The sequence below is a fragment of the Haliea atlantica genome, from assembly GCF_054779855.1.
On record NZ_BAAGXL010000026.1, the window covers coordinates 118217 to 144948 of the forward strand.

Annotated in this window: 23 protein-coding genes; 15 read left to right on the forward strand and 8 right to left on the reverse strand. The window is 65.8% G+C overall.

Features of this window, described 5'->3' with window-relative positions; all coding sequences use genetic code 11:
* Positions 1-56: 56 nt before the first annotated feature.
* The 12 genes from ACYVGS_RS16540 to ACYVGS_RS16595 are packed head-to-tail and all read left to right on the forward strand — an operon-like array spanning position 57 to position 13137.
* On the forward strand, positions 57-1031 hold the full coding sequence (locus tag ACYVGS_RS16540) for a hypothetical protein (protein WP_460589794.1): 975 nt from the start codon (positions 57-59) through the stop codon (positions 1029-1031).
* A complete protein-coding gene (locus tag ACYVGS_RS16545) occupies positions 1028-2224 on the forward strand; it encodes a hypothetical protein (protein ID WP_460589795.1) in 1197 nt (398 codons plus the stop codon). Before ACYVGS_RS16540 ends, ACYVGS_RS16545 begins: the two co-directional genes overlap by 4 nt.
* 16 nt (positions 2225-2240) lie before the next feature.
* Positions 2241-3806: a coiled-coil domain-containing protein gene (locus tag ACYVGS_RS16550; RefSeq protein WP_460589796.1), complete on the forward strand. Its 1566-nt coding sequence runs from the start codon at positions 2241-2243 to the stop codon at positions 3804-3806.
* On the forward strand, positions 3807-5870 hold the full coding sequence (locus tag ACYVGS_RS16555; protein ID WP_460589797.1) for a PEGA domain-containing protein: 2064 nt from the start codon (positions 3807-3809) through the stop codon (positions 5868-5870). It begins immediately after the preceding gene.
* Positions 5867-6166 carry a hypothetical protein gene (locus ACYVGS_RS16560; RefSeq protein ID WP_460589798.1) on the forward strand — a complete coding sequence of 100 codons (300 nt, stop codon included), beginning with the start codon at positions 5867-5869 and terminating at the stop codon, positions 6164-6166. The genes ACYVGS_RS16555 and ACYVGS_RS16560 overlap by 4 nt, the downstream gene beginning before the upstream one ends.
* Position 6167: 1 nt before the next feature.
* Positions 6168-6965 carry a MotA/TolQ/ExbB proton channel family protein gene (locus tag ACYVGS_RS16565; protein WP_460589799.1) on the forward strand — a complete coding sequence of 266 codons (798 nt, stop codon included), beginning with the start codon at positions 6168-6170 and terminating at the stop codon, positions 6963-6965.
* Between the two features lies 1 nt (position 6966).
* Positions 6967-8253 (forward strand): hypothetical protein, encoded by a 1287-nt coding sequence (locus tag ACYVGS_RS16570; RefSeq protein ID WP_460589800.1) that lies wholly within the window; start codon positions 6967-6969, stop codon positions 8251-8253.
* A 9-nt stretch (positions 8254-8262) separates the two neighbouring features.
* Positions 8263-9354 (forward strand): vWA domain-containing protein, encoded by a 1092-nt coding sequence (locus ACYVGS_RS16575; RefSeq protein WP_460589801.1) that lies wholly within the window; start codon positions 8263-8265, stop codon positions 9352-9354.
* A 12-nt stretch (positions 9355-9366) separates the two neighbouring features.
* The gene (locus tag ACYVGS_RS16580) at positions 9367-10368 is read left to right on the forward strand and encodes a vWA domain-containing protein (RefSeq protein WP_460589802.1); all 1002 of its coding nucleotides are present in this window, start codon (positions 9367-9369) and stop codon (positions 10366-10368) included.
* Positions 10352-10999, forward strand: coding sequence for a hypothetical protein (locus ACYVGS_RS16585; protein ID WP_460589803.1), 648 nt, complete (start codon positions 10352-10354; stop codon positions 10997-10999). Before ACYVGS_RS16580 ends, ACYVGS_RS16585 begins: the two co-directional genes overlap by 17 nt.
* A complete protein-coding gene (locus ACYVGS_RS16590; protein ID WP_460589804.1) occupies positions 10996-11661 on the forward strand; it encodes a hypothetical protein in 666 nt (221 codons plus the stop codon). The genes ACYVGS_RS16585 and ACYVGS_RS16590 overlap by 4 nt, the downstream gene beginning before the upstream one ends.
* 9 nt (positions 11662-11670) lie before the next feature.
* Positions 11671-13137: a M48 family metalloprotease gene (locus ACYVGS_RS16595; protein ID WP_460589805.1), complete on the forward strand. Its 1467-nt coding sequence runs from the start codon at positions 11671-11673 to the stop codon at positions 13135-13137.
* A 583-nt stretch (positions 13138-13720) separates the two neighbouring features.
* On the opposite strand, the gene ACYVGS_RS16600 is transcribed toward ACYVGS_RS16595, so the two are convergent.
* Genes ACYVGS_RS16600 through ACYVGS_RS16610 form a run of 3 tightly spaced genes read right to left on the reverse strand, consistent with a single transcriptional unit; the run spans position 13721 to position 16589 of the window.
* Complete coding sequence (locus ACYVGS_RS16600) at positions 13721-14371, reverse strand: MBL fold metallo-hydrolase (RefSeq protein ID WP_460589806.1); 651 nt, start codon at positions 14369-14371, stop codon at positions 13721-13723.
* A 13-nt stretch (positions 14372-14384) separates the two neighbouring features.
* Entirely contained in the window at positions 14385-15665 is a 1281-nt protein-coding gene (locus ACYVGS_RS16605; RefSeq protein ID WP_460589807.1) for a dicarboxylate/amino acid:cation symporter, read from the reverse strand.
* A gap of 51 nt (positions 15666-15716) precedes the next feature.
* Positions 15717-16589, reverse strand: a complete 873-nt coding sequence (locus tag ACYVGS_RS16610) for a pirin family protein (protein ID WP_460589808.1) — start codon at positions 16587-16589, stop codon at positions 15717-15719.
* A gap of 103 nt (positions 16590-16692) precedes the next feature.
* Between ACYVGS_RS16610 and ACYVGS_RS16615 the strand changes: the two genes are divergently transcribed.
* Positions 16693-17574, forward strand: a complete 882-nt coding sequence (locus ACYVGS_RS16615) for a LysR family transcriptional regulator (RefSeq protein ID WP_460589809.1) — start codon at positions 16693-16695, stop codon at positions 17572-17574.
* Positions 17575-17676: 102 nt separating this feature from the next.
* The gene (locus ACYVGS_RS16620) at positions 17677-18648 is read left to right on the forward strand and encodes a glutathione S-transferase family protein (protein WP_460589810.1); all 972 of its coding nucleotides are present in this window, start codon (positions 17677-17679) and stop codon (positions 18646-18648) included.
* Between the two features lie 31 nt (positions 18649-18679).
* Here the strand turns inward: ACYVGS_RS16620 and ACYVGS_RS16625 are convergent, their stop codons facing one another.
* Positions 18680-19174 carry a SixA phosphatase family protein gene (locus ACYVGS_RS16625; RefSeq protein WP_460589811.1) on the reverse strand — a complete coding sequence of 165 codons (495 nt, stop codon included), beginning with the start codon at positions 19172-19174 and terminating at the stop codon, positions 18680-18682.
* 110 nt (positions 19175-19284) lie between these two features.
* Here ACYVGS_RS16625 and ACYVGS_RS16630 point away from each other — a divergent pair, with 110 nt between their 5' ends.
* The gene (locus ACYVGS_RS16630; RefSeq protein WP_460589812.1) at positions 19285-21615 is read left to right on the forward strand and encodes a Tex family protein; all 2331 of its coding nucleotides are present in this window, start codon (positions 19285-19287) and stop codon (positions 21613-21615) included.
* Here ACYVGS_RS16630 and ACYVGS_RS16635 read toward each other — a convergent pair.
* The 4 genes from ACYVGS_RS16635 to ACYVGS_RS16650 form a co-directional block, all read right to left on the reverse strand.
* Complete coding sequence (locus tag ACYVGS_RS16635; RefSeq protein ID WP_460589813.1) at positions 21612-22883, reverse strand: putative bifunctional diguanylate cyclase/phosphodiesterase; 1272 nt, start codon at positions 22881-22883, stop codon at positions 21612-21614. The genes ACYVGS_RS16630 and ACYVGS_RS16635 overlap by 4 nt on opposite strands.
* Before the next feature lie 7 nt (positions 22884-22890).
* Positions 22891-24126, reverse strand: a complete 1236-nt coding sequence (locus ACYVGS_RS16640) for an HD-GYP domain-containing protein (RefSeq protein WP_460589814.1) — start codon at positions 24124-24126, stop codon at positions 22891-22893.
* A 69-nt stretch (positions 24127-24195) separates the two neighbouring features.
* Positions 24196-26025, reverse strand: a complete 1830-nt coding sequence (locus ACYVGS_RS16645) for a hypothetical protein (protein WP_460589815.1) — start codon at positions 26023-26025, stop codon at positions 24196-24198.
* 60 nt (positions 26026-26085) lie between these two features.
* The gene (locus tag ACYVGS_RS16650; RefSeq protein WP_460589816.1) at positions 26086-26688 is read right to left on the reverse strand and encodes a hypothetical protein; all 603 of its coding nucleotides are present in this window, start codon (positions 26686-26688) and stop codon (positions 26086-26088) included.
* Positions 26689-26732: the final 44 nt, after the last annotated feature.

A 26732-nucleotide genomic window follows, 5' to 3' on the forward strand; every position in this document is an offset into this window, starting at 1 on the left:
CGGTGTGCCTATCGCTGACCGGCTGCCCGAGTAGCAGCAACCCCACCCAGCCCCAAATGCCCAGTCCGCCCTCCAGCAGTAGCAGCAGCTCCAGCGGCTCAAGCGGCGCTCAGTCCCCGGCACCGGGCGGTGCCAGCGGCAGCGCTGCCAGCCTGCCCGGGGGCAGCACGCCGTCGTCCGGGGGCACACCGGGTAGCGCCCCGCTGCCATCGGGCACTAGCGGCCTTCCGGGCAGCGGCGACAGTCCCGGTGCAGACGGCAGCCAAACCGCGGGCGCCGATCCTGCAGGCGAGGGAAACTCCGGCGTTAACGAGCCGGGCGGGGCTAGCGGTACAGACGCGACGGCACGCGCTTCCGCAGGGTCGAGCGAGCCCGGCTTCGGCGATTCACCCAGCGGAGGCAGCGGGCTGCCCGACCTGCGCGACCTGCCGCCCCCGGTAGTGGCGGAAAGCGGCGAGCGCGGGGCTGACGGCAGCAGTACCGGCACCACAGGGAGCACACCCGGCGGCAGTACAGCCACTGAGGGCGTGGCCGACCGCAGCGGGGCGACTGAAGGGTCGGGAACCCCCGGTGCAGCCAACAAGGGTGGTATCGACGGCCCACTGACAGCGGCGGAGCAGGTCGCTGTGCTGGATGCACGCCTGGAAGCCAGCACGGGTGAGTTCGACAGCATCATTCTCGAGGAACAGACCCGCCAGCGCGAGGCTGCCCGGGAGAGCACCCGTTCCCCGTCAAGCTCCGGACGCGATACCGGCGCGTCGGGTGCCGGCAGCCCGAGCGGCCCCTACGGCGGCGAGGTTGTAAGTGGTGGAGCCGGGGGCGGTGGTGGCATGGGTGTCGGCAATAGCGGTCCGGGACGGCCAGCCCCCGCCAATCCGCCGCGCTTCCCACCGCCGGACGATATCCCCAGTGGCGATGACGACGATGTCGTGGCGCGGCAGTTGCGGGAGGCCGCGATGCGCGAGCCGGACCCGGACGTCCGCGAGAAGCTCTGGGACGAATACCGCAAATACAAGGGCATAGAGTCGTGAGCACCCTGTCGCGCCTGCTTTTCGCCAGCTTGCTTCTCGTGGGCCTGGCGGGTTGTGTCAACCAGACGGTGAAAAGCACCTCGGTCCCCCCGCTGGAGCGGCCCGCCACAAGCGTTGCCGAAGCCGAATTGCTGGACGTCGCTATCGCCGTCTTCGATCCGGGGCTCGACAACTACGAGGAAGACCAGCAGATCTACCCGGAAGTGCGCAAGGCGGAAGCTCGCTTCATGCCCCGGTTGCTGGCCGAAACCCTGCAGAATACCGGGGCCTGGGGTGCCGTGCGGGTGGTGCCCAATGACCATCAGATAAGCGACCTGATGGTCGAGGGAACCATTCTCCACTCGGATGGCGAGAACCTGCAGCTGCATGTCGAGGCCCGCGATGCCCGTGGCACCCTTTGGCTGGACCGGGAATACAGCGCCCACGCCAGCCGCTACGCCTATACCAGCCCCTCGCGGGGCAACTACGATGCCTTCCAGGCCATCTACCACCGCATTGCCAACGACCTGCTGCAACAGCTGCGGAGCCTCGACAGTGATGGCCGACGGGACCTGCGCCGAATTACCGAGATGCGCTTCGCCCAGGAATTCGCACCGGAGGCCTTTGAGGACTACCTGCGCGAGGACCGCAGAGGGCACTTGCAAGTCGTGCGCCTGCCGGCGGAGGACGACCCGATGCTGGAGCGCATCCGGCGCATCCGCGAACGCGACCACCTGTTTGTGGATACGCTGCAGGAGCACTATGGCCAGTTCAGCGGTGACATGTACGACCCCTACCAGGAATGGCGCAAGATGAGCTACGAGGAAGCCATTGCACTGCAGGAGCTTCGGGCCGAAAGCCGGCGACAGCTGATCGCCGGTGGCGCCGCCGTACTCGCGGGGATTATCGCCGCCGGCAGCGACAACCGCTCGGTGCGCACCGCCGGGAGCGTCGGCATCATCGGCGGCGGCTACCTGCTGAAAGGCGGGCTCGAAACGCGCAACGAGGCACAAATGCATGTGCAGGCCCTGGAAGAGCTGGGGATGTCCCTGGAAGCGGAGATCACGCCCCGGGTGATTGAGCTGGAGGACCGCACGGTCATGCTCAGCGGCAATGTCGAGGAGCAATATGAACAGTGGCGCGAGCTGCTGTCCGATATTTACCGCGCAGAAATGGGTATGCTCGACGACCCCACCGCCGCCACAGGACCCTGAGTTGGCCGAGCCCCCGATGTCCCGAGACAAGCAAGCCCTGACCCCGACACCCTTCGCGGCGGCCTCCGCGGACAGCCATACGTCGCCGCCGCCAGCTGAACGCCGCACTGGCAACGCTTTGTGGGTCGGCGCAGTGCTACTCACTGCGCTGGCCCTGGGGGTGATCTTCTGGCTGCCCGGACAGCTCGCCTCCACCACACCACAAGCCGACGTAGCGGTACCGCAACCCGGTACTGCCGCGCCGTCCTCGGCGGCAGCGCCCGCGACCGGTGCCGGTGCCGGTGCCGCCAATACCCCGGGACCCGCTGCGCGCCCCGGGGCCACGTCGGAAAGTCCCTGGAGTGAAGCCCAGGCCGCTCGCCTGCGCCAGGCGGCCCAGGCGGCACTGGACGCGCTGCTGCAACGGCAATTCCGACTGGAGGAACAGGGCGCAGCCGACTGGGCCAGTGCCCAGTGGAAAGCTGCCCTGAGCCTGGCCCAGGAAGGCGACGCCCTGTACCAGTCGCGAGACTTCACCGCCGCGGAAGCGCGTTATCGCGAAGCCGCGTCAGTCCTGGAACAGCTGGAGAACAGTATCCCGACCCGCATCGAGAATGCACTGGCCGCGGTGGAAAACGCCCTGCAGGCACTGGATGCGAAAGCCCTCGATGTGGCATTGGACACACTGACGCAATTGCAGCCCGACCACCCCCGGCTGCCCCAGCTGGAAGCCCGCGCAGAGCAACTCGAGCCTCTACGTGAACTGTTGCGGGAAGCGGCCGCGAAGGAGGAGACAGGCGACCTGGCCCGGGCCCGGGAGCTGCTGCGGGAGGCCACGGCGCTCGATCCGACACATCGCGCCGCCCGCACTGCCCTTGAACGGGTCTCCGCGGCACTGGCCGAAACGCAGTTTCAGCGCGCCATGAGCGCCGGCTACGCGGCCCTGGACGCCGGAGACTACGCCGCGGCGAAGGATCACTTCGGCGATGCCGCCGCGCAACGAGCCGACAGCCCCGAGGTCGCGGCGGCCCGCGAAGAGCTGGCAGTGCTCGCCAGCACCGCCCGGCTCAGGCGCATCGAAGAGAACGCCGCCGCCAGTGAGCAGGCCGGTGACTGGGAAACCGCTGTCGAGCGCTATCGGGAGGCGCTGGAGATCGACCACAGCCTGGTGTTCGCCCAGGAAGGTCTGGCACGCGCCCTCCCGCGTGCCGAACTGCATCGCGATCTCCAGACGCTGCTGGAGGCACCCGAGCGCCTGGCGGCACCGGAGGTCGCCCGCGAAGCCCGGGCACTCCTGGCGCAAGCCCGCGGGGTTGCGGATGCCGGCCCGGTCCTGCAGGCCCAGCGCGAACAACTGGCGCAGCAGCTGGCCCTCGCCACCACGGCACTGCCGGTCACTCTGCGCTCGGACGGGTTCACGGAAGTGACCGTGCTGCGGGTGTCGCGCCTGGGCAGCTTCAAACAAAAACAACTTGAGCTGCGCCCCGGCACCTATACGGCGGTGGGTAGCCGCGACGGCTACCGGGATGTCCGGGAGACCTTTACCGTAGCGCACGACACCCCCGAACCCTCCGTCTACATCGCCTGCTCGGAGCCCATCTGAATGTCCCGCGACTCGCCCATCGCCCCCCAGGCCTTTACACCGCTGGACAGCAGCGCGCCCGGCCCGACGCCCCCGCCGCGGCGCGGTCGCTGGCTGGTGGTCGGGGCACTGGCGGTCTGCGCGCTCGCCCTGCTGTTTTTGTTCATCGCCGTCCCGGTGACCCTGGAGGTGGAGAGCACCCGCGAGCCGCGGATCAACGTGAGCGGCCCCGACCTGCAGCTGGGCAAGCGCTTCCTGATGCTGCCGGGCGAGCACGATCTGCGACTTGAAGCCCCGGGCTATCACCCGCTGGAAACCCGCATCGCGGTGGCCCGAGGCGGCGACACCAGCTTTCACTTCGCGCTGGAGCCCCTCCCCGGCGAAGTAACGGTCACCAGCCACCCCGAAGGCGCTACCCTGTGGCTGGACGACGAGAACCGCGGAGCGACCCCGGTGGAGAGCCTCAGCCTGCCCCCCGGCGACTACAGCCTGCGCCTTGAACACCCGCGCTATTTGCCCCACCAACAAAGGCTTGCGATCCAGGGGCGGGGCGAACAGCAAACGCTGGCAGTGGAGCTGCAGCCCGCCTGGGCGGAGCTGCGTGTCGACAGCCGCCCCAGCGGCGCGACCGTGCGTATCGACGGCGAGGCCGCGGGCAGCACACCGCTCACGCTGGAAATACTGCAAGGGGAACGACAGCTGGCTCTCGACCTGGCGGGCTTCGCCCCCCTGACACGCAAGCTGACGCTTAGCGCCGGCGAGGAGCGAGACCTGGGCACACTGCCCCTGCAGCCCGCCGCCGGTGTACTGGCGCTGGACAGCCAGCCCAGCGGGGCCAATGTGACCCTCGCCGGTGAGTTCCTCGGTCAGACCCCCCTCGAGCTTGAACTGCCCCCCGACAAGGCCCAGCGGCTGCTGCTGACGCGCCCCGGTTATCGCCGCCACAGTGAGACCGTACAGCTCGCGGCGGGCGCCCGGGCGGAAAAACGCATCCGCCTGCAGCCCCAGCTCGGGGATATCCAGCTGGAGGTCAGCCCCGCGGCGGCGGAGGTGCGCGTCAACGGACGCCCCATGGGCCAGGGCAGCCAGACCCTCAGCCTGCCCGCGGTGGAGCAGCGCATCGAAGTGCGCCTGGCGGGCCACGCCAGCGAGACCCGCCGTGTCACACCACGCCCGGGCCTGGCGCAGCGGCTGGTGGTCACCCTGCAGACGGCCCAGGAAGCGCGACTCGCCAGCCTGCCCGATGAAATCACCACCTCCCTGGGGCAAACCCTGCGACTGTTCATCCCCGGCGAATCCGGGCCCACGGACTTCACCATGGGCGCCTCCCGACGAGAGCCCGGGCGTCGCGCCAACGAAACCCTGCGCCCGGTGCGCCTGCGTCGCCTGTTCTACCTGCAGACCACGGAAGTCACCAACGCCCAGTTCCGTCAGTTCCTGGCCAGCCACAATGCCGGGCAGGTACAGGGGGCGAGCCTGAACCGCGAGCACCAGCCCGCGGTCCAGGTCAGCTGGCAGCAGGCGGCCCGATTCTGCAACTGGCTGAGTGAGAAGGAGGGCCTGGAGCCCTTCTACACCGAACGGGACGGCATCGTCACCGGCTTCCGGGCGGAAAGCCTGGGCTATCGCTTGCCCAGCGAAGCGGAATGGGCCTGGGCCGCGCGGGTCCGCGGGGAAACCCTGCTGACCTTCCCCTGGGGCGAGGGTTTTCCGCCCACCCAGGTCGTGGAAAACTACGCCGATACCAGCGCCGCCTATATCACCGGTCGCGTGGTCGACGGCTACAACGACGGCAATGCCACCACCGCAACGGTGGGCAGCTTCCCGGCCAACCACCACGGTCTCCACGACCTCGGCGGCAACGCCGCCGAGTGGGTGCACGACGTCTACCGTATCCCGCCCGCCGGGGGCGACACCGAGACCGACCCCCTGGGGCCCGCCTCCGGTGACAACTACGTGATACGCGGCGCCAGCTGGGCCCACAGCAAACTGGCGGAACTGCGCCTGGCCTGGCGGGATTATGGGCAAGCCGCCCGGGATGACGTAGGATTTCGTCTGGCACGTTACGCGGAGCCGGCACCATGAAGCCTCGAAAACCGCTAGCCGGTACTCTGCTCGCCCTTGCCCTGCTGGTTCTGACATCCGGCAGTGGCGCCCAGGACAACGCCGGGACCACAGCGCAGGCGTCGCCGCCCGGCGCCGCCGCTGCGAAAGACCCCGACGGTACCGCGGCCGACACGGCAGGCGAGGCCAGCCCGGACAGCAGGGCCGCTGAAAGCAGCGCGGATAGCCCGAATAGCGCGGTGGTGACGCCGCGCGATTACGAGGCCTCGGAACAGATACGCGAAGACCTGCCGGTCTCCTTCCCAGTGGATATCTAGCATGAAAAACCGGTTATCACCCGAATTCACCTACCAGCTGTTTGCCCTGCTGATTGCCGTTATCGTGGTGCACGCCGCCTACGTCGGTGTCATCCGCCCCAGCGCCAACGCACAGATCGCCGAGCAGATGGCACTGCAGGCCGCCGGCGAGGACTACGTTCCGCAGCGCAGCCTGGCCGTGGTGATCCGCGACTTTGAGCAGGAGGCCTGCTTTATCCTGCTGATCTGGGCGCTGGCCATCATGGCCTATAAAGCACGCCAGGCCTTCCGCGAGCAGGCCCTGCTGGCGCAGCCGCTGCTGGAGATCCCCGAGGGCACCAGCGTGCTGCCGGAGGACGCCCGGGAGTACAGCCGTACCCTGGAGGCCCTGCCCGACCGGGAACAGGACTACCTACTGCCCCGCACCCTGCTGTCGGCCCTGCAGCGCTTCGCCACCACCGGCGATATCCAGGCGGTGTCGGAAACCGTCAAGGAAACCTGCGAAGTGGAGGCCGACCGGCTCGACAGCGAGCTGTCGATGGTGCGCTACATCGCCTGGGCCATTCCCTCCATCGGCTTTATCGGCACCGTGCGCGGGATCGGCGACGCCCTCGGCCAGGCCTACAAGGCCGTGGAAGGCGACATCACCGGGGTCACCGTCAGCCTCGGGGTAGCCTTCAACAGTACCTTCGTGGCGCTGGTGCTATCGATCATCATCATGTTCTGCCTGCATCAGCTGCAGCAGTCACAGGAACGCCTGGTGCTCGATTGCCAGCGCTACGCCGACCGCCGCCTGCTGCGCCACCTGGTGGCCCACTGACATGTCCCTCGCCTACCTCGACCTGAACGACAGCACCCTGCGCCTGCAACACGACGACCGGCTGGTGGAAAGCCCGGGCTACGCCCTCTATGACGGCCGGGGCTATACCTTCGGCAGCGAAGCCCGCGGCCGGGCCCGCCTGCGCCCCAGGGATATCGCCACCCGCTTCTGGTGGCAGCTCGACACCCGCCCCCTGCAACCCAGCCTGGGGCCGGCCCGGCACAGCGCCGACCTGGTTCACCAGCACCTGCAGCAGCTGCACGCGGCGGCCGACGCGCCTGACGACTTGCTGCTGGCAGCCCCCGGCAGCATGCAGGATGCCCAGCTCTCCCTGCTGCTCGGCATCATCCAGCAATGCCCCTTCCGCGCCGTGGGCCTGGTTCACCGCAGTGTCGCCGTGGCGTCCCTGTTCCAGGTCGATGGCCCCCTGTTCCACCTGGAGCTGCAGCTGCACCAGGCCCTGCTGACCGAGCTTCGCGCCGGCGAGGGTGTGGTTCGGCTGCAGCGCGAAACCGTGCTGCCCGGCTGTGGCCTGCTGCAGTTGCAGGAGCGCCTGGTGGAAACCCTGGCCCGGGCCTTTATCCGTCAGACCCGGTTTGACCCGCGCCGGCGGGCGGAGTCCGAGCAGCAACTCTACGACGCGCTGCACACGCTCCTGCACGACCTGCGGGCACAGCCGGAAGCGCTCCTGGAGATCCAGGGACACCGGGTACGCATCGGCCGCGTGGAACTGGCTGACTGCAGCGCGGCCCTGCGCGACAGCGTCTCCGGACAGTTGGCAGCGCACAGGGGTGCCCCCCTCCTGATGGACCCCCTGGTGGCCCTGCTTCCGGGACTGGGAGAGGCCTGGCGCAGCCTGCAGCTCGACCCGGCGGACCTGTTTACCGCTCTTGCCGCGCAGCAAGCGCGACTGCTGCAGGAGGAAGACGCCCTGGTCTTTGTCAGCGAACTGCCACTGCTGGGCGAGCGCGGACTGGAGACGAGCGGAGAGAAGACCGATCGGGAACCGGCGAGTGACAGCGCGGCACCGGATACCACGTCGAGCCCGCCACTGCCCACCCACCTGCTTCGCGGGCATAAGGCCCGCCCCCTGGCGGATGGGGAAGTGCTCCTGGCGGGATGGCAGCTGCGCCGCTCGAAGCAGGGGTGGCAGTTGCAGCAGCAGCCTGGAAGCAGCCCCCTGCAGCTCAATGGACGAGCGGCCCGGGACGGCGACACCCTGCGTTGCGGCGACTACCTGCAGGCGGATGACGGCGAGCCCTCGCAGCTGATCGCCGTGGGCGAGTGAGGCGGCCCCATGGCCCGGCGCAAGCGCGGATTCACCACCTTCAACCTGAGCTTCCTGGACATCATGTCCTGCGGCTTCGGCGCCGTGGTGCTGGTGTTCCTGATTATCGATCACTCCATCGAGGTCCAGTCGGAGACACGCAACGCCGACCTGCTGGCCGAGGTCAGTCTGCTGGAAGAGGATGTCAGCGAGGGCCGCGCCGGGCTGGTACAGCTGCGCAATACCATCGACGAGGTCGACCTCCGCATCGTCGAGGCCCAGGGGCTGGATACCCGTATCCGGGAGCAGCTGGAGGACCTGGAGGCGCGGATTGCCGAGCTGCGCCAGGAGGACCCGTCACAGCGCGAGGATATTGCCGCCCTGCAGGCGGAAATCCGGCAGCTGGAGAGCGAGGTGGAGCGCCTGCGCGCCAGCGCCCGGGAACCCACCGGCCGCAGTGCCCGGGAGTTCACCGGTGACGGCGAGCGCCAGTACCTGACCGGCCTGAACCTCGGAGGCAGCCATATCGCCATCCTGCTGGACAGCTCGGCGAGCATGCTTTCGGACCGGCTGGTCAACGTCATCCGCCTGCGCAACATGGCCCCCGAGGTACAGCGCGGCGCCGAGAAGTGGACCCGTGCCCTGCGTACCGTGGACTGGCTGACCGCGCAGCTGCCCCCCGGCGCCCACTACCAGGTACTGACCTTCAACACCGAAGCCGGCCCCGCCCTCAAGGGCAGCGAGCGCCAGTGGCTGGAGGTGGCCAATCAGCCGCAGCTGCGGGAAGTGTCCCAGGTGCTGCGCCAGCAGCTGCCTGCCGGCGGCACCAGCTTGGAGAAGGCCTTCGTCGCCTTGCAGGCCCTATCACCGCCACCGGACAATATTTTCCTGATCACCGACGGCCTGCCCACCCAGGGCGCCAGCGCACCCCGGGGCAATACCGTCAGTGGCAAACAGCGGGAGGACCTCTACCGCCAGGCCATCCGCCAGCTGCCGCGCAATGTACCGGTCAACGTGATCCTGGCGCCGATGGAAGGCGACCCCATGGCGGCCTCCCTGTTCTGGCAGCTGGCCCAGGCTACCCGCGGCAGCTTCATGAGTCCCTCCCGGGACTGGCCCTGAGGTAGCGCAGCCATGCCGAGAAAACGCCGCGCCACCGAAGAGTTTTCCCTGTCCTTCCTGGACGTGATCTGCTGCGGCTTTGGCGCCATCATCCTGCTGCTGATGATCACCAAGACCGTGCAACCACAGCTGATCGAGGCCTCCACGGTCAACCTGCGCGAGCGCATTGCCGAGCTCCAGGCACTGCGCTTCGAGCTGCGCGGCGAGACCACCATCCTCAACCGCGACCTCAACGCGAAGCGCGAGCAGCTCTCCGACTACGAAGAGCGCATCGCCCGCCTGCGCGGCGAGCTGGCGGAGGCGCGCTCCCGGCACCGCGACCTGCAGGTCGATGCCAGCAGCGACAGCATCATCAGCGAGCAGCTGGCCCTGGCCAGGCAGCAGCTCAGCGAGGAACAAAAACGCCTGCTGGGCCTGCAATACCAATCGAAGAACAACTATATTGGGGGCATACCCGTCGACAGCGAGTACATTCTCTTTGTAATCGACACCTCGGGATCGATGTTCTCTTACGCCTGGGAGCGCATGCTGCGGGAACTCGACGCGGTTCTCAGCATCTACCCGGAGGTCAAGGGCATCCAGGTGATGAACGACATGGGCAACTACATGTTCAGTCGCTACCGGGGCCAGTGGATCCCGGATACCCCGGCGCGGCGCCGCACCATCCTGCAGAACCTGCGCAACTGGAACGTGTTTTCCAATTCCAGTCCGGTGGAAGGCATCACCCAGGCCATCCGCAGCTTCTATGACCCGGATAAGCGCATGAGCATCTACGTGTTCGGCGACGACTTCACCGGCAATTCCATCGCCGAGGTGCTGAACGTGGTGGATCGCCTGAACCGGGAGAACCGCGAGGGCGATCCGCGCGTACGCATACATGCCGTGGGCTTTCCGGTACTGTATTCCCAGGCGCCACAGTTGCAGGGCACGGCTCACCGCTTTGCCCACCTGATGCGCGAGCTGACTTACCGCAATGGAGGCACCTTTGTCGGGCTCAATGACTTCCGCCCCTGAGCGCTGGCTGGCCGTTTTGCTGCTGGGACTTCTGCTCAGTGCCTGCGGCACCCGCGAAGTAGTGGTGCAAAACGCCGAGTTTCCCGAGCCACTGATGCGTCCCCTGCCGCTGACCCTCGGGGTCTGGTACGACGAGGCCTTCGCCAACCACGAGTTCTTTGACGAGGCCGCGGGGCGCTCCGATTCCAGCTGGCTGGTAAAGACCGGCGAGGCCCAGGTCGCGCTCTGGGACACGCTGCTTGGGGGCATGTTCAAGCGCGTGGTACACATGGACGGTCCACCGGGGCCACAGCAGATGAACCCGGTAGCGGACGCGGTACTGATACCCGAAGTGGAGGAGCTGCAGTACGCCATCCCCGCCCATACCAATGTGAAGGTGTACGAAATCTGGCTGCGCTACCACTTCCGCCTGGTGACCCTCAACGGCGAGACACTGGCGGAGTGGAGCATGCCCGCCTACGGCAAGACGCCCACCGCCTTCCTGCAGAGTGACGAGGCAGCCGTACGCCTGGCTGCGGTGGTCGCGCTGCGGGATGCCGGGGCCCACTTCGCCACCAGTTTCCTGCAGGTACCGGCCGTCCGTGACTGGCTGGCCGGCCTGCCGCGACGCCAGGAGGGACCGCGCTCATGACCCGCTGGATACGCCCGGGAAGCCTGCTCCTGCTCGCTGTACTGCTCGGCGGCTGTGTCAATGCCACCACCGATCAGCAGGTCTTCAACACACCGGAAGCGGGCATTGGGGAAGCCTCCGTGGTTATCCTCGGACGCCGCCACGCCAGCGACTACGAGACCGAGCCCGACTTCATCAGCTGCGTGGGCCAGCACATCAGCCGCCGGGATGATGCCATCGAGATCATCGACGAAATCACCTTCATGAACGCCCTCTACCCCTGGTTCGAGCCGCGCACCGCCCCCCTGCGCCCCCAGGATATCGAGCGCCTGCTCAGTGAGCCGCCGGTGGCCGCCCGGCTGGCCGAGCTGAAAACCGAGTACATGATCTGGATCGACGGCCGCACCGAACGCACCGACTCCGCCGGCTCGATGAGCTGTGGTGTGGGGCCCGGGGGCGCCGGCTGCTTCGGCTTTGGCACCTGGTCCAGCGAATCCATCTACGAGGCCACCATCTGGGACTTCAAGCGTCGCGCCGAAGTGGGCCGCATCAGCACCAGTGCCAGCGGGCAGTCCTACATGCCCGCGGTTGTGGTGCCCATCCCCATCATTGCCCCGGTGCAGGGCACCGCCTGCGACAGCATCGGTGACCAGTTGCTGCAATTCCTCTCCGCGCAATACTAGGAGCGAGACATGACCAGCCAACTCCGATTTCCCGACTGCCGGCGCCGCCAGTGGCTTTCCCGAGCCCTGCTGGCGTGCCTACTGCTGCCACTGCTGGTATCCGGCTGCGCGCGCAACCCCGCCACCGGCGGCGGCAGTGTGGTGGTCATGAGCCAAGGGCGGGAGGTGCAGATCGGCGATGAAATGCACCAGGAAATTCTCAAGCAGGGGGGAGTCTACGACCACCCCGAACTGCAGGCCTATGTCGACCGGGTCGGCCAGCGACTGGTGGCGCAGACGGAAAACCCCGACCAGACCTTCACTTTCACCGTCGTGGACAGCCCCGACATCAATGCCTTCGCCACCCCGGGAGGCTTTGTCTACATCAACCGCGGACTGCTGGCCTACCTGGACAACGAGGACGAACTGGCCGGTGTACTCGGCCACGAAATCGCCCATGTCACTGCACGGCACGCGGCGCGACAGCGCACCGCCAGCATTACCAACACCGTCCTCGCGGTCACTGCAGGGATCCTCACCGGCAGTGGCCAGATCATGGACGCCGCCAACATGTACGGCACCGAGCTGGTCCGCGGTTACGGCCGCGAGCATGAGCTGGAAGCCGACGGCCTGGGGGCAAAATACATGTACAAGGCCGGCTACGACCCCGACGCCCTGCTGGAGGTCATTGGCGTGCTGAAAAACCAGGAGCAGTATCAGCGGGTTTCCGCCCGCGCCGCCGGCAAGCCCTCGGGCACCTACCACGGTCTCTATGCCACCCACCCCCGCAACGACCAGCGCCTGCAGACCGTCATCCGCGCCGGGCGTGACCTGGGCGCCAACACCAGTGTGCCGATTAGCCCCGCCACGCCGGGGGAGTTCCGGCAGGTGGTGGACGGCATCACCTGGGGCAAGCGCACGAAACGGGAAGAAGACCGCTTCTACCACAACAGCCTGGGCTTCAGCATTGCCCACCCGCCCGGGTGGAGCGTGTCCAGCGGCGCCAGTGCGATTGTCGCCAGCGCCCCAGACGGCAGCGCCAGCCTCACCCTGACCCTCGCTCGCCCCACGCCCGGTCAGAGCCCGCAGGAGGCCCTGGAGAGCAGCGCCCAGGGTGAACTGAGCGATGCGGAGCCCCTGGAGCAGGCCGGCCTGCAAGGCCACACCGCCATCGCCAGCGCCGGCAACAGCGCGAAACGCCTGGCCGTCATCTACCATCAGTGGGAGTACCGTTTCGAGGGCGCCGCAAGCGATTTTGCCGCCAGCGACGGCCAGCTGCTCGAGATGATCCGCAGCTTCCGCCCCCTGCTGCCCCAGGAAAAGCAGGTCGGCCCCGAGCGCACGCTCCGCTATATCCAGGTACCCCGGGGTGCCACCATGGCCAGCCTGGCCGCCGGTGTGCAGATCCCCGATGCCGAGGCGCAACTGCGCCTGATCAACGGGCTGTATCCCCGCGGGGAGCCGCGGGTCGGGGACTGGATCAAGATTATCCGCTAGTTGCGCCGCGCTCTGGTCCGGGGCCGTGCGGTGCTCTGGTCGAAGTCCGTGCGGCCTGCCGTTTGCCCGGTTTGGGACACGCAGTAAACCCGTCCATGGGGCTCGACGGCGACGTCCCTGTCGCCGACGGTCCCAAACCGGGCAAACGGCATGCCACACTCCGGGGAGGCATCACGGTCCGGGCTTCGTTAGCAGCGAAGCTCGGTGGAAACAGGCCGCCACCGTCTCTGAGTCGAATCGCTGACAACGGTTTCACAGCGCGCCAAAGAGGCATCTCCCTTTAAGGCGCAAGACGCACGGGGACTCACCAGGAAAAGAGCGCAGCCCCTGACGCTCCTACGGTACGAGGTCCACGTCGCGGTGCCGGCTTTCGGGACCCTCGCTGGCCATGGAGAGCCCACCCCGCTTTTTCGGGTGCGGCCAGCGAGGAGCGTACAGGGACGTACTTGCAGCGTGTCCCGAAAGCCGGCACCGCGGCGTGGACCGATCTTACGGAGCTCCCAGCAGAGTAACTCGGCTCAGGCAGTACCGCGACCAGCAGACAGAGGCCTGCAGTCAGAGGCGTAGCGGTCCGGAGGCGTGGTCAGCCGTAACGGGCGTCGGCCACGAAGGGGTTGCTGCGCCGCTCCTGCCCAAAGGTGGAGGTCGGCCCGTGGCCGGGGATGAAGGTGATGTCGTCCCCCAGTGGGAACAGCTTGTCGCGGATGCTGTCGATCAGCTGCTGATGATCCCCGCGGGGAAAGTCCGTGCGGCCGATGCTGCCCTGGAACAGCACATCCCCCACCCAGGCAATGCGCTGCCCCTCGTGCAGGAAAACCACGTGGCCGGGGGTGTGACCGGGGCAGTGGAAAACCTTGAGGGTCTGCTCGCCCACTGTCACCGTGTCGCCCTCTTCCAGCCAGCGATCCGGCGCGAAGGCGTCGGCATGCGGAAAGCCCGACATCTGGCACCATTCGGGAAGGCGGTCAATCCAGAAGGCATCTTCCCGCTGGGGGCCTTCGATGGGAATGTCCAGCTGCTGGCGCAGCACGTCGGAGGCGGCGCAGTGGTCCATGTGCCCGTGGGTCAGCAGGATCTTGCGGATATCGGCGTCCATCTCTTTCGCCGCCGCCAGGATGCGTTCGACATCGCCACCGGGGTCCACCACGGCGGCCTGCCCTGTCTCCTCGCATTTGAGAATCGAGCAGTTCTGCTGGTAGGGCGTGACGGGGACGATGGTAACGCGGATGGACATTCGGTTTCCTCTGTCAGCGGGTTTCGAGGTCGGCGTTCGGATCGAGGAACACGTCCTCGTCGAGTTGTTTCTCGGAATAGGCCACGATCACCGCGCCGGTGGCGTCTCCAGTCACGTTGACCATCGTGCGCACCATGTCCAGGAGGCGATCGACACCGATGATCAGGGCAATCCCCTCCACCGGCAGCCCCGCCTGTTCCAGCACCATGGCCAGGGTGATCAGACCAACACCGGGCACGGCTGCGGTGCCGATCGACGCCAGGGTCGCGGTCAGCACCACCATCAGGCAGGCCGCCAGGCTGAGATCGACGCCGTAGACCTGGGCGATGAAGACCGTGGCGACCCCCTGCATGATGGCAGTGCCGTCCATATTGATGGTGGCACCCAGGGGCACGGTGAAACCGGCGACGGTGTTGTGGGCGCCCAGGCGACGCTCTACCGTGCGCAGGGTCACCGGCAGCGTCGCACCGGAGGAGGCGGTACTGAAGGCAAAAGCCCAGACAGAGCGCATTTTTTGCAGCAGTATGCGCGGCGACAGGCCGGTCAGCATTTTCAACAGACCGCTGTATACCACCACCAGGTGCAGGATCAGCAGGCCCAGCACCGTCAGGAAGTAAGCGGCGAGATCCGCTATCGCGGCAATGCCCATTTCCGAAAACAGCTTGGCAAGGAGGGCAAACACGCCCCAGGGCGCCAGCTCCATCAGGATCCCGACCATGCGCATGACCACGGTTTCGGTATCGCGGAAAAAGCTGGCCAGGCGGCGGCCCTCCTCCCCCGCATGGGATATGGCGTAACCGAACAGCAGGGCAAACACGATGATCTGCAGCATGTTGCCCTCGGCCATGGCCTGCACCGGATTGGAGGGGAAGATCCCCACCAGTACGTCGGTGATTGGCGGCGGCGCGGTCACTTCAAAATCCGCTTCCCCGGCCAGCTCGACACCGGTACCCGGCCCGATCAGCAGCGCCACCACCAGGGCGACGGAAATCGCTATCGCCGTCGTACACAGGTAGTAGAGGAGCGTCTTGGCGGCAATCGGCCCCATGCGCGCGCTATCGCCGAGGGAGCTGGCGCCACAGATCAGGGAGACCAGCACCAGGGGCACGACCAGCAGTTGCAGCGAGGCAATGAAAATTCGCCCCACCACATCGAATAGCCCGTAGACGACCCAGTCATTGACGATCCCGCGGTAGGGCTCACTGACCGCTGTGCCGTGGAGCACCAGATTGAACAGGGAGCCCAGCAAGATACCCGCCACCATGGCGATCAGAATACGGCGGGTCAGACTCATGCGAAGGACTCCCTGTGGAAAGAGCCCCCAAGCGTACCACGGTCCAGGGTCTCAGCCGAACTCCCCGGCCTGGTAGTCGCGTATCGCCTGTTCGATCTCCTCCGCCGTGTTCATGACAAAGGGACCGTAATGGGCCACCGGCTCGCGCAGGGGGCGACCACGCAGGAACAGGAGGTTCGCCCCGGTCTTGCCTGCCTGAACCTGCCAGTCTGCCGCTTCACGCGAGGTCACCAGGAGGTGACCCGAGGTGATCGTCGCCCCATGGGTCGTCCCCGCCACCACTGGATCCTGCGCCACGCCGACACTCCCCCGGTAGAGGAAGGCCAGGAGGGTCTCCCCCGGCGCCGCGGCCACAGTTGCCAGGTGACCCGCCTCGAGACGCAGATCAAGCACCGCGGCGCTGGCAGACACTTGCTGCAGTGGCCCGGACACCGTGTGCCCGTCGATGGACCAGTCCCCCGCAATGGCATCGGCCTCCACCCCAGTGGCGTCCAGGTGGACCAGACTCGCGGCGGGGACGTCCCGCCAGGTCGGCTCGCTCCACTTGTCGCGCGCCGCCAGGTTGATCCACAGCTGGAAGCCGTGCAGGCCCTGGCTGTCCTGGGTCGGCATTTCCGAGTGCACAATGCCACGTCCAGCCGACATCCACTGGGCTCCGCCCCCGCGCACTTCACCGCGATTGCCCCGGCTGTCCTCGTGAATGATGCCGCCGTGTTTCATGTAGGTCAGAGTCTGCATGCCGCGGTGCGGATGCGGGGGAAAGCCGCCGCCAAAATCTTCGCGGCGGTCTGCCTGAAGCTCATCCAGCATCAGGAAGGGATCGAGGCCGGCGTGACGCATACCCGCAACGCGACGAATGGCCACGCCATCGCCATCGCGACTGGGGCGGGCGGGTATCACTTCAATGACGGTTCGGGTGGCCATGGCACGCTCCTGATTGGGTTTGATCCCAGACTACCCACCTATACGAACGGAGAAAATTGCATTATTTTCGTACTTAGATCCCAAATATCCGAAAGGATTCGCCATGCATCGCAGCACACTGGAACAGTGGCGCATGCTTCAGGCCGTAGTGGAACACGGCGGCTTTGCCCAGGCCGCCCAGGCCATCCACAAGAGCCAGTCGAGCATCAACCACGCGGTACACAAGCTTCAGGACCAGCTCGGCGTTCCCCTGCTGGAGGTCGTGGGACGCAAGGCCCGGCTGACTGCCGCGGGCACGCTGCTGCTGCGTCGGGCCAACCAGCTCCTCAGTGAAGCCGCCCAACTGGAGGAGATCGCCACCAGCCTGGCCCGGGGTAGTGAGGCGGAGGTGCGCCTGGCGGTGGACGAGCTCTACCCGGCGGATGCGCTGGCACAGGCACTGGCGGACTTTTCCGGTGCTTATCCGCACACCCGGGTGGAGCTGTTCGAAACCGTACTCTCCGGAGGGCCGGAGATGCTCCAGTCGGGACGCGTGGATCTGCTGGTCGCGGCGCAGGTGCCCCAGGGCTTTCTCGGCGACGCCCTGGACACCATCTCCTTTCTCGCGGTGGCGCATCCCGATCACCCACTGCATCAGCTCGGCCGCCCGTTGCAGCTCGCTGACCTGCGCCAGTACCGGCAGCTGGTGGTGCGCGATTCGGCCCGGGGTCAGCGTGTCGATAGCGGCTGGCTCGGCGCCGAGCAGCGCTGGACCGTGAGTCACGTCGCCACCTCCATTGCCATGATCTGCCAGGGCATGGGCTTCGCCTGGCTGCCCGAGAGCCGCATGGCATCGGCCCTCGCCGCAGGTCAGCTCAAAGCCCTGCCCCTGGAAGAAGGCGCCAGACGACAGGTTACCCTGTATCTGACCTATGCCGACAAAGACCTTGCCGGTCCCGCGACCCGGGATCTGGCGGCGCGACTTAGGGCCGTATGCCCCCGCTGAATGTTCGTTTTTTCAGGACAAAGCCTCCGCAATTCGGCGATTTTAATTCTCTGTTCCTGAACGTAACCTCCCCTGCCATGACGCAAGAAACAGGAGGTAATCATGGGCATGCTGGTCAATGGCGAGTGGCGGGATGTGTGGTACGACACGGAGAGCCACGGCGGACACTTTCAGCGCGAGGACGCCCGCTTCCGTCACTGGGTTACCGAGGATGGAGCTGCCGGCCCCACCGGTGAGGCCGGCTTTCGCGCGGCATCGGGCCGCTATCACCTCTACGTTTCACTCGCCTGCCCCTGGGCCCACCGCACGCTGATCGCGCGGAAACTCAAGGGACTTGAGCCGCACATTGATATTTCCATCGTCAGCCCGCTGATGCTCGACCACGGCTGGACCTTCAACACCGACGAGGGCAGCAGCGGCGATCGGCTACTGGGCTGTCACTACCACCACGAGGTGTACACCACAGCGAAACCCGACTACACGGGCCGCGTCACCGTCCCCCTGCTCTGGGACGCCGAACGCCAGACCATCGTCAGCAACGAATCTGCCGATATCCTGCGGATGTTCAACCACGCCTTCAACGACATTACCGGCAACACCGTCGACCTCTGTCCGCCGGAGCTCAAGGAGGCGATTGAGCACTGGAACGACCGCATCTACCCCGCGATCAACAACGGGGTATACCGGGCGGGTTTCGCCACCACGCAGTCAGCTTACGAAGAGGCTTACCGCGAGGTGTTCGCGGAGCTGGACCACCTGGACGCCCACCTCGCCGACCATCGCTACCTGTGCGGCGAGCACCTGACCGAGGCCGATATCCGCCTGTTCACCACGCTGATCCGCTTTGACGCGGTCTATCACGGCCATTTCAAATGCAACCGGCAACGCCTGGAAGACTTTCAGCACCTGCCCGCCTACCTGCGTGACCTGTACCAGCACCGAGGCATCGCGAAGACCGTCGACTTCCAGCATATCAAGACCCACTACTACGCCTCCCATCGCCACATCAATGGCACAGGCATCGTCCCGGCGGGGCCAGAGATCGACTACGACCGGCCCCACGGGCGCGGCTGAAACCGCGGGCGCCCAGGCTACCAGCGCCTCGCTATCGGGATTCGGGGAACAGGCCCAGGGCCACTTTCCCCCGGGCCTTGGGAAGGGAAGCCCAGGTATCGATCGCCAGGTGCAGCTGCACGTAGCCTGCAGTGGGCAGGTGCGAGAGCCCCGCGTCCGGCACCAGGTGGTTGACCAGGTCCGTCAGGCCGGGGTTGTGTCCGAGCAGGAAGAGCTTGTCACGATCATCCGGGCGCGAAGCCAGCCAGGTTATCAAATCACTGGCGGAAAAAGTGTACAGGCCCTCCTCAATGGCATGTGACTCCCCCGCCAGCGCGGGCCACGCCGTACATAATTCCGCCAGGGTCTGACGGGTACGCAGCGCCGCACTGCAATACACTGGCAGAGGGTCGAGCCATTCCATCAGCCGCCCGCCCGCTTCCCGGGCCTCCCGCCGCCCGCGGGGGCCGAGCTCCCGGTTGCGGTCACTCGTACCGGGCGCCGGGTGCGAAGCATCGGCGTGGCGCATCAAATGCAGCACCTTCATGACGTCTTACCTCCTCATTCCCGCTTCAGTATAGGCGAGCCGCATTTCGACAAAGGCCAGCCGCTGCCGCATAATGGCCGCCGCATTTTTCCGATCGAGATTCCCGATTCATGAGCCTGTCCCTCTCTCAACGCCTGGCCGAGGAGCTATCGGTTGCCGAGCGCCAGGTGGCCGCTGCTGTCGCCCTGCTGGATGAAGGTGCTACCGTCCCCTTTATCGCCCGCTACCGCAAGGAAGTCACGGGCGGTCTGGACGATACCCAGATGCGCCAGCTGGATGAGCGCCTGCGCTACCTGCGCGAGCTCGATGACCGCCGTCAGGCGATCATCAAGTCCATCGAGGAACAGGGCAAGCTTACACCCGAGCTGTCCCGGGCCCTCACCGAGGCTGAGACCAAGAATCGCCTGGAAGACCTCTACCTGCCCTACAAGCCCAAACGGCGCACCAAGGCCCAGATCGCCCGCGAAGCCGGACTTGAGCCTCTCGCGGATGCGCTGCTGGAAAATCCGGCCCTGCAGCCCGAACAGCAGGCAGAGAGCTATGTGAATGCGGATGCGGGTGTCGCCGACAGCAAGGCCGCCCTGGAAGGAGCCCGGCACATCCTGATGGAGCGTTTCGCCGAGGATGCCGACCTGCTGGCGCGGCTGCGGAACTTCCTTCAGGACGAAGCCCTGCTCGCCAGCCGCCTGGTCGAAGGCAAGGAGCAGGAAGGGGCCAAGTTCCGCGACTACTTTGAACACAACGAAGCCCTTGCCGGCGTCCCCTCTCACCGCGCCCTGGCCATGTTCCGCGGCCGCAACGAGGGTATCCTGCACCTCAGCCTGGTCATGGACGCGGAAGAAAAACCCACCGACAGCCACCCTTGCGAAGCCATGATCGCCGACTACTGGCAGGTGCGGGACGAGGGGCGCCCGGCGGACAAGTGGCTCTCGGACTGTGTGCGCTGGACCTGGCGGGTGAAACTCCTGACCCACCTGCAGACCGATCTGCTCGGCCAGCTGCGCGAGCGGGCGGAAGAGGAGGCCATCAAGGTCTTTGCCGCCAACCTCAAGGACCTCCTGCTCGCCGCCCCGGCAGGGGCCAAAGCAACGATTGGTCTCGATCCGGGCCTGCGCACCGGCGTCAAGGTCGCCGTAGTGGATGCCAACGGGAAGTTGCTGGACCACGCCGCGATCTTCCCCACCCCCCCACAGAACCGCATCCGGGAGGCCGGGCAAACGCTGCTGCAACTTATCCGCAAACACCAGGTGGAGCTGATCGCCATCGGCAATGGCACCGCCAGCCGCGAGACCGACCGTTTTGTGGGTGATCTGCTGCAATCCGACCCCTCGCTGAATTGCCGCAAGGTCATGGTGAACGAGGCAGGCGCCTCAATCTACTCCGCATCGGAGTTTGCCGCGCGGGAATTCCCGGACCTGGATGTCACCATCCGCGGCGCCGTCTCCATCGCCCGCCGCCTGCAGGACCCGCTGGCAGAACTGGTAAAGATCGAGCCCAAGTCCATCGGTGTCGGCCAGTACCAGCACGATGTCAGCCAGGTGCAGCTGGCGAGACAGCTGGACGCCGTGGTGGAGGACTGCGTGAACGCCGTCGGCGTGGACGTGAACACCGCCTCGGTGCCGCTACTGACCAGGGTGTCCGGCCTCAACCAGGGTCTGGCCAGCAATATCGTCAGCCACCGCGATCAGCACGGCAGCTTTGCCGACCGCCAGGCCCTGCGCCAGGTATCGCGTTTCGGTGACAAGACCTTTGAACAGGCAGCCGGCTTCCTGCGCATTAGCGCGGGCGAAAACCCGCTGGATGCCTCCGCGGTGCACCCGGAGTCCTACCCGGTAGTGGCGCGCATCGCCGAACGCCAGCAACGCGAGGTCGCCAGCCTGATTGGCGACACCGGGTTCCTGCGCAAGCTCCGGCCGGAGGATTACACGGACGAGCGGGTGGGTTTGCCCACCGTGGTCGACATCATCGCCGAGCTCGACCGACCCGGGCGGGACCCGCGCCCCGAGTTCCGCATGGCAAGTTTCCAGGATGGCGTGGAAAAGGTCTCCGACCTGCGCCCCGACATGGTGTTGGAGGGGACAGTCACCAATGTCACCAACTTCGGTGCCTTCGTGGATATCGGCGTCCATCAGGATGGCCTGGTACACATTTCCGCGCTGTCCGACCGCTTCGTCAAGGACCCGCGCGAGGTGGTCAAGGCCGGGGATATCGTCAAGGTCAAGGTGATGGACGTCGACCTGCCGCGCAAGCGTATCGCGCTGACCATGCGCCTGGGTGACTCGGCAGCGGATTATGCCGAGGGGCGGCCGGGCCGGGAGCGAGATGCCACGCCCCGAGGCAAGGCCGGTCGCCAGCCGAGCCGGAAAGGCGGCAAGAACGAAGCCGGCCCATCCACCACGCTGGCGGCGGCCTTCGCGTCTGCCAAGTCCTCCCGCCGCTAGCGCAAACGGGCCTCCAACCATGCCCGCAGTTGCTCCTCGGGCATGGGGCGACCCAGCAAGAAGCCCTGGACGACGTCACAGCCCAGCTCCGCCAAGGCGCGGAGAGTCTCCTCGTCCTCCACCCCTTCGGCCACCACGCGCAGCCCAAAGAGGTGGCCAATCTCGATGATGATACGGACCAGTTCGCGGTCCTGACGATCCTCGAGCATTCGTGACACGAACGAGCGGTCGATTTTCAACTCGGTCGCGGGAATATCCTTGAAGTAGGACAGCGAGGAGTAACCTGTGCCGAAATCATCAATGGAAAGACCCAGCCCCATCTCGCGCAGACGCTCAAGGTTGTGGAAGCCCCCCTCCTTGTCGTCGATCACCGCGCCTTCGGTGATCTCCACCGTCACCATCGCCGGGTCCGCACCCCAGATCGCCAGGGCACCCTGGAACATGTTGGCCAGATCGGGGCTGCTGACCAGGTCTGCCGGGACATTGATCGCCAGCGGCAACTCCATGACGCCCCGCCACTCGCGCTGATAGCGCAGCGACCGGTTGACTACCCAGCGCGTGAGTTCGTAACTCTTGCCGGCAGCGAAGGCCAGGCCCACCAGCTCCTCCGGGGACACATAGCCGTGCCCGGCCAAGTGCCAGCGAATCAATGCCTCGGCACCGTAGACTTCGCCAGAGCCAAGGGCAATCTTGGGCTGGAAGTGCAACTCAAAATCGTTGTTGTACAGCGCCTCGGCAAAACGCTGTTCCAGGACTATATCCGTCACTGGCGTCGATTCGTGGATAATCGCCTGGTCTACCTGCAGCGGTTTGCCCAACCGGGATTCCGCCAGGGTCGCCTCCGCCCGCGCGAGCATCGACAGCGCAGGCTCTGCGGAGTGGTGATTGACGGCCAGGCCAAATCGCAGCTCCACCGGCAGCAGATCCTCATCAATGTAAAGGACCTCCTCCAGGCTGTGCTGCAGGCGGTTCAGGGCCAGGGCGACAAAGGCGGGATTGGTCAGCCCTGGCATCAGGAAAGCGAAGGTTTTTCCCGAAACCCGATAGACGTTGTCCGGCAATTTGCTGAGCGTGAGCAGTTGGGCGTGGGCCTCCGCCAGCAACTGGTCGCCGATCCCGTAGCCATGGCGGTGGTTGATCCCACGCAGATTGCTGAGATCGATCAGGAGCAGGGCGGCGTGTTGCTCGTCCTGACGCGACTGTGCCACCACCGAATCCAGCCCGGAGAGAAAGTCCGCTCTGGCTGCTACCGGGGGACAGTCGCTCAACTCGACCTCACTGCAAATGAATGCTGTTCATGTCGATGCCGTAGGAGCCCGGTTCGAGACTGGCGACGATTTCCAGGGACGAACCGTCCACACACTGGGTTTCTCGCAACAGGTCGACCATATGCACCCCCGTAACCGGACGCTTGTCCGCGTCCAGGATAATCATCACCCGCGGGCGCAGGCGACGGGTGCGGTATTCCGCGACCACCACTGCCACTTCGCCCGAAGACAATTCCACCAGCGTGCCTGCGGGGTAGATGCCGACAGCCTGGATGAACTCCTCCACCAGCTCCGCCTGGAAATCGATATCCTTGGCCTGGTGCAGCATCTTGATCGCCGCAGAAGGTGAGGTGGCGCTGGCATAGATGCGGTGACTGGTGATCGCATCGTAGCAATCCACGATCGCGGCGATACGGGCAAACACCGGTATGGCATCGCCTTTCAGCCCCTGGGGATAGCCGGAGCCGTTATGCCGTTCGTGGTGGTGGGCCACCATGTCGAGGACGTCGGTATTCATCAAGCCTGTTTCGCCAAGCATCTCGATACCGTAGCGTACGTGCTCGCGCATTTCCGCAAACTCCTCGGCGCTCAGGGGCCGGTCGGTATGCAGGAGTTCCGGGTCAATGCGCAACTTGCCCACATCGAACAGCAGCCCACCGATCGCCAGGGAGCGCAGGTCGGAACGCGGGAGGCCAAGCTGGCGGCCGAGGGCCACGGCCCAGATGGAAGCGCCCAGGGAGTGTTGGTAGGTGTACTGGTCCTGCTGCTTGAGGCGCGCGAGCCAGATACAGGCATCCGGATTGCGGGAGATGCTGTCGATCATGGGTTCGACCGAGCGTTTCACCCGCACAACGTCGACCGCCGCGCCATCGCGGGCATGCTGAAAAATTTCCTCCACCCCCTGGGAGAGCTGTTTCACGGCGCTTTCTGCCCGGGGATATTCTTCCGCCCAATCCGAGGAGTCCTGGTAGGAGGTCAGCTTGCGTGTGGGGAACAGTGCCTGCCGGGAAAGACGGGGCCTCTGGATGCGCTGCTTGCGCTGCAGCACATGCTCCTGCTGCTGGCTTTTCTCGATGTCGACATAGACATACTGGCAATAGCGCCGCAGGGTTTTCAGGTCATCTTCCGAGGCGATACGAAAGCCCTGCAGCACGAAGGGTGTCTCCAGCCAGGGGCGATCCAGACCAGACACATACATCCCCAGCTCCAGGTCAGCCGTGAATATTTTTATCACTTCGATCATCGAGACACCCGCATCACCCGAGCCGCTATCCTAAAACATGACGCGCAAAAGCGATACCAGGGGAGGTACTCACCCGTCCGCACCCAACTGGCCAGCTGCCTCGCGAATCGCGGGCCAGGCGCGCAGGGCCGCGCCCATCCCGGCGAAGCCATTGCGCAGGTGGCCCAGCAGATCTCCCTGGGGCATGCCCCGCGGAACATCGGGAAGATCAGTCAGCCGCGGCGGCTCCTGGAGCGCCTTCGACGTGTGCTCGAGGTTCCGCCGCAACCACTGGCTCCACTGCTCGTTGTCGATCACCGGCTGATTCAGGCGAGTGGCGAGGGATGCCAGCTGGCTACCCTGAGACTGTGACAACCAGCGCGCATAATGGCTCTGCAAAGCACTATCGCTGAGTTCGGCAAAACCCTGCAGACCGTCGGCAATGATGGACAACCTGACGGCGGTCGTGACCCCGGTATCCTCCGGCATCAGCTGCGCGAGGAGGTTGTCTACCATCGACAGGCCACCGTGGGGGACGTCGATGTCGCCGTCGGGGTTTCCGCTGCGCGGTGGCACGGGAAGATGCGGCACGGCCCAGTCGTAATCCAGCACAGCGGATGTGGGGTGCAGGCAGGCGACCATGGTACCGAAAAGGCGGTCCTCACCCCGGAGCACCGGCAAGTAGGGCGGCAACAGTGCGCGGTTGTCCACGCCCGTCATCTGCGACATATTGGCGCGACGCAGAAGCGTCGGCGCCCCGTGGCCCAGCCAGAACTCCCGCGATGCGAAAAGCTGCGTGAGGTCGGTATAGGGTCCAAAGATCTCACCGATACGCCGCAACGATTCCTCTGGCAACTGGGCGAGCCACAGGTTGTTGACAGTCCCCGGGTCACCGAGGGTGCCGCACTGAGTGACCAGGATGCGTGACTGCCCCGCCAGCTTTGCCAGGAACTGTTCCTGTACGCCATGGCAATGTGCGGGCTGCAGTCCGTCCTGCCCCAGCGCGCGGAGGGCGCCCCCGAGCGTTAGGCCCAGGCAGCGTCCCTGTTCTACCAGAGCGTCCGCATCCAAGGGCGTTAAACGGGATAACCAGTCGGACTGCCCGGCAAAACAATGGGCTTCTCGCGGCGCATTGAAAGGCAGAGTCGTGCTGGCGTGCAATGCTGGGTAAGCCTTGCACAGAATGTCATCATCCAGCATCAGGCAACGCTCGCCAACCGTGCAAAGCAGCGCAAAGTTCCGCGCGCGGCCATAGGTCGGCAGGCCCGGCCAGGACTCGCGACTGAACAGCCAGTCAATGGCGCCGGCCTGCTGTGGCAGTACCGACTTGAGCTCGGCAACCAATGCCGCCTGGCGGGGGGGATCAATATGCTCCATGTTAACCGGGCTGACACGACTGAAGTCCGCGACCAGCTCCGCATTTCGAGAGACGTTCGCCGGGTCACGGGAATCGTCGATCAGGAGTATGCGTTTTTGTCTGGACAGCCGGGTGTTTCGCAACATCGAATCCAGCAGGCGGCCCAGCGCCTCCGGTCGATCGCAGGTCAATACACAGGTGACAGTCCGATCGTGGTGTGGAGCGGATTCCGAAGCATCATCGTTCACGCGCGAGCAGAGCGCGTTCGCGGACACCATGAGGCCGGCTTCCCGAACCAGGTTGAGCACCCTCATGGCGTCGTCGCGATTCCCCTGCAACTGGGGAAAACGCTGAACGAGGTAGCCAGCATGCTCAGACAATGTCCTGAACTCATTACATTGCTGCAGCGCGACGGCGACTTCCTGCATGACCACGACGCGGGACTCATCGCGTCTCGAGGTCAGCACCACACCACCGGGGATCACGGTCGTATCGCAGGGGGCCATGGCCCACAATTCACTGCTATTGTCGGCGGCAGCCGTGGTATCAAGCCCTTCCTGCATAATCATTCCCGGTCGTTTGTCAGCGCAAGCGCGAGACTCTAGGGAGACTGGTAACAGCTGTCAATGCGGAGGCGCAAGCTGCGGACCAGCACGCGGCCCGCCACCCAGCGACAGACAATCCACCTGTCTGCAAAAATCCGCCACGATAAAGGCTTCCAGCTCCGCTTGTTGGGAAGGACGCAGGTGGCTGAGAATAACGACTCTGCCTCCTACCGAAAGCAGAGGCTGCCTGCCAGTCTCTGCAGCCGGCATCACCCGCACAGGGGCGCCTGTTTGGGCCGCATCGTGCAACCGCAGATAGCGCTGGGCCTCGCCCTCCACAACTACAGCCCAGCCGAAGAGGCGTTTCCGCTCCCTGGCATCCGTCGTTTCGGCACTCGCCTGTCGCCGGGCGAGGCCAGCCTCGCCCAGGTGCACTTCGGCGAGCTGAAGCAGTACCACGGTGGCGAATACCCTCTGGATAGCGGGCTCCGAACGCGCCACTTCCTGCACCAGGAAAACCCAGCCCGCCTTGTCCTGGCCTTCGGAGATGGCCTCCGCGGAAACTCCGGTGTCGGCCAGCGCAAGAGCCAGCAGGATTGCGCAGATAAGTTTTCGCACGGCTGGAGTGGCCCAGAACGTCAGGTTGGACAGGGAAGAACGACAGTAAATCATCACATCCAAAAAGCAAAACCCCCGTAGCCTACGCTACGGGGGTTTTCCTTTTT

What these genes read in the sequence shown, in the direction of transcription:
- ACYVGS_RS16585 (WP_460589803.1), top strand. Translation starts at nt 10,352, where the DNA reads ATGACTTCCGCCCCTGAGCGCTGGCTGGCCGTTTTGCTGCTGGGACTT.
- ACYVGS_RS16630 (WP_460589812.1), top strand. Translation starts at nt 19,285, where the DNA reads ATGAGCCTGTCCCTCTCTCAACGCCTGGCCGAGGAGCTATCGGTTGCC.
- ACYVGS_RS16570 (WP_460589800.1), top strand. Translation starts at nt 6,967, where the DNA reads ATGTCCCTCGCCTACCTCGACCTGAACGACAGCACCCTGCGCCTGCAA.
- ACYVGS_RS16555 (WP_460589797.1), top strand. Translation starts at nt 3,807, where the DNA reads ATGTCCCGCGACTCGCCCATCGCCCCCCAGGCCTTTACACCGCTGGAC.
- ACYVGS_RS16605 (WP_460589807.1), bottom strand. Translation starts at nt 15,665, where the DNA reads ATGAGTCTGACCCGCCGTATTCTGATCGCCATGGTGGCGGGTATCTTG.
- ACYVGS_RS16575 (WP_460589801.1), top strand. Translation starts at nt 8,263, where the DNA reads ATGGCCCGGCGCAAGCGCGGATTCACCACCTTCAACCTGAGCTTCCTG.
- ACYVGS_RS16640 (WP_460589814.1), bottom strand. Translation starts at nt 24,126, where the DNA reads ATGATCGAAGTGATAAAAATATTCACGGCTGACCTGGAGCTGGGGATG.
- ACYVGS_RS16625 (WP_460589811.1), bottom strand. Translation starts at nt 19,174, where the DNA reads ATGAAGGTGCTGCATTTGATGCGCCACGCCGATGCTTCGCACCCGGCG.
- ACYVGS_RS16580 (WP_460589802.1), top strand. Translation starts at nt 9,367, where the DNA reads ATGCCGAGAAAACGCCGCGCCACCGAAGAGTTTTCCCTGTCCTTCCTG.
- ACYVGS_RS16615 (WP_460589809.1), top strand. Translation starts at nt 16,693, where the DNA reads ATGCATCGCAGCACACTGGAACAGTGGCGCATGCTTCAGGCCGTAGTG.
- ACYVGS_RS16565 (WP_460589799.1), top strand. Translation starts at nt 6,168, where the DNA reads ATGAAAAACCGGTTATCACCCGAATTCACCTACCAGCTGTTTGCCCTG.
- ACYVGS_RS16595 (WP_460589805.1), top strand. Translation starts at nt 11,671, where the DNA reads ATGACCAGCCAACTCCGATTTCCCGACTGCCGGCGCCGCCAGTGGCTT.
- ACYVGS_RS16645 (WP_460589815.1), bottom strand. Translation starts at nt 26,025, where the DNA reads ATGCAGGAAGGGCTTGATACCACGGCTGCCGCCGACAATAGCAGTGAA.
- ACYVGS_RS16600 (WP_460589806.1), bottom strand. Translation starts at nt 14,371, where the DNA reads ATGTCCATCCGCGTTACCATCGTCCCCGTCACGCCCTACCAGCAGAAC.
- ACYVGS_RS16560 (WP_460589798.1), top strand. Translation starts at nt 5,867, where the DNA reads ATGAAGCCTCGAAAACCGCTAGCCGGTACTCTGCTCGCCCTTGCCCTG.
- ACYVGS_RS16610 (WP_460589808.1), bottom strand. Translation starts at nt 16,589, where the DNA reads ATGGCCACCCGAACCGTCATTGAAGTGATACCCGCCCGCCCCAGTCGC.
- ACYVGS_RS16620 (WP_460589810.1), top strand. Translation starts at nt 17,677, where the DNA reads ATGGGCATGCTGGTCAATGGCGAGTGGCGGGATGTGTGGTACGACACG.
- ACYVGS_RS16540 (WP_460589794.1), top strand. Translation starts at nt 57, where the DNA reads ATGCCCAGTCCGCCCTCCAGCAGTAGCAGCAGCTCCAGCGGCTCAAGC.
- ACYVGS_RS16590 (WP_460589804.1), top strand. Translation starts at nt 10,996, where the DNA reads ATGACCCGCTGGATACGCCCGGGAAGCCTGCTCCTGCTCGCTGTACTG.
- ACYVGS_RS16550 (WP_460589796.1), top strand. Translation starts at nt 2,241, where the DNA reads ATGTCCCGAGACAAGCAAGCCCTGACCCCGACACCCTTCGCGGCGGCC.